5 protein-coding genes are annotated in these 4,919 nt (G+C 65.1%); all 5 read left to right on the top strand.

Features of this window, described 5'->3' with window-relative positions; all coding sequences use genetic code 11:
- Positions 1-259: 259 nt before the first annotated feature.
- On the top strand, positions 260-1,216 hold the full coding sequence (locus ACY693_RS14870) for an AAA family ATPase (protein WP_462322596.1): 957 nt from the start codon (positions 260-262) through the stop codon (positions 1,214-1,216).
- A 19-nt stretch (positions 1,217-1,235) separates the two neighbouring features.
- The gene (locus ACY693_RS14865; RefSeq protein WP_462322595.1) at positions 1,236-2,153 is read left to right on the top strand and encodes a DUF58 domain-containing protein; all 918 of its coding nucleotides are present in this window, start codon (positions 1,236-1,238) and stop codon (positions 2,151-2,153) included.
- Positions 2,154-2,163: 10 nt separating this feature from the next.
- Positions 2,164-2,898, top strand: coding sequence for a DUF4381 domain-containing protein (locus ACY693_RS14860; protein WP_462322594.1), 735 nt, complete (start codon positions 2,164-2,166; stop codon positions 2,896-2,898).
- A complete protein-coding gene (locus ACY693_RS14855; RefSeq protein ID WP_462322593.1) occupies positions 2,898-3,968 on the top strand; it encodes a VWA domain-containing protein in 1,071 nt (356 codons plus the stop codon). Before ACY693_RS14860 ends, ACY693_RS14855 begins: the two co-directional genes overlap by 1 nt.
- Positions 3,961-4,919, top strand: a 959-nt coding sequence (locus ACY693_RS14850; RefSeq protein WP_462322592.1) for a vWA domain-containing protein, incomplete at its 3' end; no start/stop codon positions are given. The genes ACY693_RS14855 and ACY693_RS14850, both read left to right, overlap by 8 nt.

Raw genomic sequence — 4,919 nt, 5'->3', positions numbered from 1 at the left:
CGCCAATGTGGACAAATAGACTGCGGTGTGCGAGGAGCACTCGGGTTGTCAATCGGTTCTTGAGATCGCCGACAGCGGACACCGGCGGCTCAAAGCTTGCGCGTCCCAACCAAACCGCTCAGGATAGCGGGGCTGCGCGGCAGGGCCTAACCACAGATCCGGAACCCGTCGCTGGCTAGGCTGCCGCCATCCGCCCTGTCGCTATCTGCCCTATTGCGATCTGCCCAGTCGCTATCCGCAAAGAATCATCAAGACCAGCATGACACCAGACGCGCTTCAACCCGTTCGCGACCACATCGCCTCGCGCATCATCGGCCAGCAGCGCTTCGTCGATAGCATGCTGGTCTGCCTGCTCAGCGACGGCCATCTGCTGGTCGAGGGCATGCCGGGGCTCGCCAAGACCACGGCGGTGAAGGCCTTAGCAGAGTCGATCGAAGGCGACTTCCATCGCATCCAATTCACGCCGGACCTACTGCCCTCGGACCTGATTGGCACCGACATCTATCGCCACGAGAAGGGTGAGTTCGAGTTCCGCGAAGGACCTCTGTTCCATAACGTGCTCCTCGCCGACGAGGTCAATCGCGCCCCAGCCAAGGTGCAGTCCGCGCTGCTCGAAGCGATGGCTGAGCAACAGATCACCGTCGGTCAGCGCACTTATGCGCTGCCCGAGTTCTTCATGGTGTTGGCGACCCAGAACCCGGTCGAGCAAGAGGGCACCTATCATCTGCCCGAGGCCCAGCTCGATCGCTTCCTGATGCAGGCCGTAGTCACCTATCCGAGCCGGGAGGAGGAGCTGCTGATCCTCGAGCTCGACGCCAGCGTGCAACAGCGCACCGAGGTGACGCCACCCAAACGGCTCAGTCAGCAGGAGCTGTTCGCGATGCGGCGCAAGGTCTCAGGGCTTTATCTCGACCCGAAGCTGCTCAACTACATCGTCGATCTGGTGCAGGCAACCCGACATCCGAAGCTCTACGACAATGCCCTGGCCCGTTGGTGTCGCTTCGGCGCCTCCCCGCGCGCCAGTATCGCCCTAGCCCGCTGTGCCCGCGCCCGCGCCTGGCTGGACGGCGACGAGTTCGTCGCCCCGCACCATATCCAGCTGATCGCCCCCGAGGTGCTGCGCCACCGCCTCTTGCTGACCTTCGAGGCCGAGGCCGAAGGCATCACTACCGATGAATTCATCGATCGACTGCTGAACCTGGTCGCCATCCCCTGATGGCAGGCGGTGTCGGCGCGTGAGCCTCTATCCTCGTCTCGATGATCTGCTGGAGCTCAGACACCAGGCTCACACCCTGGGTGTCTCCTCGCACCATCTGGTCAACTCGACCTTTGCCGGACTCTACGCCTCGGTGTTTCGCGGCGCCGGGGTCAACTTCGAGGAGGTGCGCGAATACCGCGAGGGCGACGATATCCGCTACATGGACTGGAAGGTCACCGCCCGCATCAATGAGCCCCACCTGAAGGTGTTTCGCGAAGAGCGCGAGCGCAGCGTCGTACTCTGCGTCGATCGCGGCCCGCACATGGCCTTCGGCACCCGAGGCACCTTCAAGGGCGTGCAAGCGGCTCGAGCAGCCGCTCTGATCGGCTGGGCCGCCAGCCGGCTTCAGGACCGTGTCGGCGGCATGGCCTTCGGTGACCCCCAGCAAGGCCTGCAGCACTTTCGCCCGGCGCGCGGTCGACGCGCGCTCTGGCAGCTACTGCGCACGCTGACCCTGCCAGGCTCCACCGCAAGCGCCTCGATCGATTGCCTAGCCGGCGCCCTGAAACGCGCTGCCCGCGGCCTGCCGACCGGCTCGCTGATCTTCGTCATCGCTGATCTCAATCGCGAGGCGCGAGACCTGGAATCGGTGCTCGGTAATCTCCGTCAACGGAGCTCAGTGGTCTTGATCCCGGTCGATGATCCCGCGGACCGAGAGATCCCCGCCATGGGACGGGTCAGCTTCCGCGGCACCGACGGGCGCTTGATCGAGGTCGATACCGATGACAGCCAAGCTCGTGCCACCTACCTTGAGGCCTGGGAACAGCGTCGCCACAGCCTGTCGACCTTAGCCAATCGCTTGAATATCATCTTGATGCCGATACACACCGAGCAAGACATCCATGCCAGCCTGATCAGCAGCCTGGAGCAGCGCGCGCGCTCACGCGCTGTCTGAGGTCCGACGCTTGAATCCCGATCTGCGACCACTGCGCGACATCCACGACAGCCTCGGCAATCCCTGGTGGCCGTTGGCACCGGGCTGGTGGCTGCTGCTGGCGCTGATTGTCGTCATCGTCGCACTGGTCTGGCACTACCGTCGCGCCGGTGGGTTCCTGCCAAGGTTACCGCTGCTCCAAATCGGCGACTGGCGCTGGGACGCACGCCGACAGCTGCAGCGTTTACGCCGCGCACCGCGCCACGCATCAGTAAAGGCCCGACTCGCCGAGCTCTCCGAGCTGCTCAAGCGCATTGCCATGGCACGCCACGGACGCAGCACCTGCGCCGGCCTGCACGGGCAGGCCTGGCTCGACTGGCTCGGCGCGCACGACCCCGAGGGCTTCGACTGGCCAGAGCGCGGGCAGCTCCTGATTCACGCGCCCTATGCGCCCGACCGCATCATCGAGTCAATTGGCCCGCCAACGCCGGAGTCGGCGGCAGGCACCAGCCGAGACGGCAACCCAAGAGGCACCCCCAGAAGCATCCCGGGCGACAACCCAGAGCGCGAGATCCAGGATCTGATGGCCGCCACCGAGCGCTGGATCAGCGCGCCGCTCGGCACCTCGCGCAAGGACTCGAAGACTCGAGCCAACGCCGCCACCGCGGGCCAGTCGGGCACAGGCCGACTCGGCAAGCTCGTCACTGCGCTTGCCAATCGCAGCAAGGCATCTCGAAAGCCCAGAACGCCCCCGGAGGCCGTCTGATGAATGCCTTCGAGTTTGCCTGGCCCTGGCTTGCCTTGCTACTGCCGCTCCCCTTCCTGCTGCCATTTCTGCTCAGTCGGCTCTGGCCTCGCGCAGATCGTAACGGCGAGGCCGAGCTGCACAGCCAGAGCCAGAGCCAGCGAATGACGCTGCTGCATCCCCAGCTCGAGGCACTTGAGAGCGCTTATCAAACACGGCGCCCGGGCCAGGACCTGGTCACTGGGCTCAGCCGCCTGCTGCTGTATCTGCTCTGGGCGGCGCTGGTACTGGCCCTGATGCGCCCGCAATGGCTGGTCCCCCACACCGAGGTCAGCACCCCCGGCTATGACCTGATGTTGGCGGTCGATGCCTCACACTCGATGGATGCGCTCGACTTCAGCGATCGGGGTCAGCAGGTCAATCGAATGCAGGTGGTCAAGGCGGTGATGGGGCGCTTCATCGACGAGCGCGCCGGAGATCGCGTTGGGCTGATCATCTTTGGCACCGAGGCCTTCGTGCTCTCGCCACTGACCATCGACCGCCATGCTGTGCACCAACTCCTCGCAGGCGTGGTCCCAAGCATCGCCGGCGGCAGTACCGCGCTCGGCGACGCCATCGCACTCGGTGTCAAGAAGCTGCGGCAGCGCCCAGAAGGCTCGCGCGTGATGATCCTGATTGCCGATGGCGACAACACCGCAGGCAGCTTCCAGCCACTGGAGGCAGCAGGACTTGCCCGCCTCGCCGGTATCCGCATCTACGTGATTGGCGTCGGCAGTAAGCAAGAACGCATCCCGATCCTCCATCAGGGCAAGATCGAGTACTGGGATGATCTCACCATGGACGAAGAGACCCTACAACAGATCGCCGATATCACTGGCGGAGCCTATTTCCGCGCCACCAATACGCAGGCGTTAAAGCAGATCTCGGAGCGCATCAGCGGGCTCGAGAAGACCGAATCCGAGACCCGCACGGTATTCCTGCCCGAGCCGCTCTATCGATGGCCGCTTGGCGGCGCGCTGCTCGCGCTGCTCCTACTCGGACTCTTCCCCGAGGGCCGCCGCCGGGCCCTACGGAGCACCAGCAATGCCTGAGTCCAGCTTCCACTTCAGCCAGCCAGAATGGTTCCTGGGTCTGCTCCTGGTACCTCTGGTCGCGCTCTGGCTCTGGCGCAGTGCCGCGAAGGCGGCGCGTGGCCCGATCCACCGCTACGCAGATGCCCATCTTCTGCCCCATCTCTCCGGGGTACATGAGCTAGGGCGCAGCGAGCGCTGGGGGCAGTTTCTCAACTGGACCCTGCTCTGGCTCCTAGTGCTGACGGCAATGGCCGGACCGCGCTGGGACTATGCATCGGTCCGACTATTTCATCCGGGCGACAACCTGCTCATCCTGCTGGACATCTCAGGCTCGATGGATGCGACCGACACGGCGCCGACCCGCCTCGGCCGCGCGCGTCAGGAGATCCAGGACCTGATCTTACAGAATCGCGAGCTGCGCCTCGGGCTGATCGCCTTCGCCTCGGTGCCACATGTGATCTCACCGGTCACCGAGGACAGCCGCGCGCTGCTGCTCGCGCTCCCGGCCCTCTCAACCGGACTCACGCAGCTACCGGGCAGTCGACTCCATGGCGCCCTCGATCGCGCCGAGCAGCTCCTGAACGCCTTGCCGGAGGAGAGCGCCAAGGCGATGTTGTTGATCTCAGATGGCGACTTCGAGGAGCCTGGACTCGCTGACCGCGTCAGCGCACTCGCCGAGCGCGGGATACCGCTGCATGTGCTCGGCATCGGCACCACCGAGGGCGCCGAGGTCCCAGGTGAGCAGGGACCCTTGCTGGGTCCGGACGGCACACCGGTGCGCACTCAGCTCGACGCTGCTCAGCTGCAAGCACTCGCGGTTGCCGGAAGCGGTCTGTTTCGTCTCGCCGACTATCGCGATGCCGATACCCGCGCCATCCTCGAGGTCGCCACGCAGAGCCGGCTGCCCGCGACGCTCAGCGAGGATCGTACCCGCGTCTGGCACGAACGCTTCTATATCCCGGTCGCGCT

Source organism: Halochromatium sp., assembly GCF_054919635.1.
The sequence above is the reverse complement of the archived record's forward strand: the minus strand, read 5'-3'. Positions and strand labels throughout refer to the sequence as shown.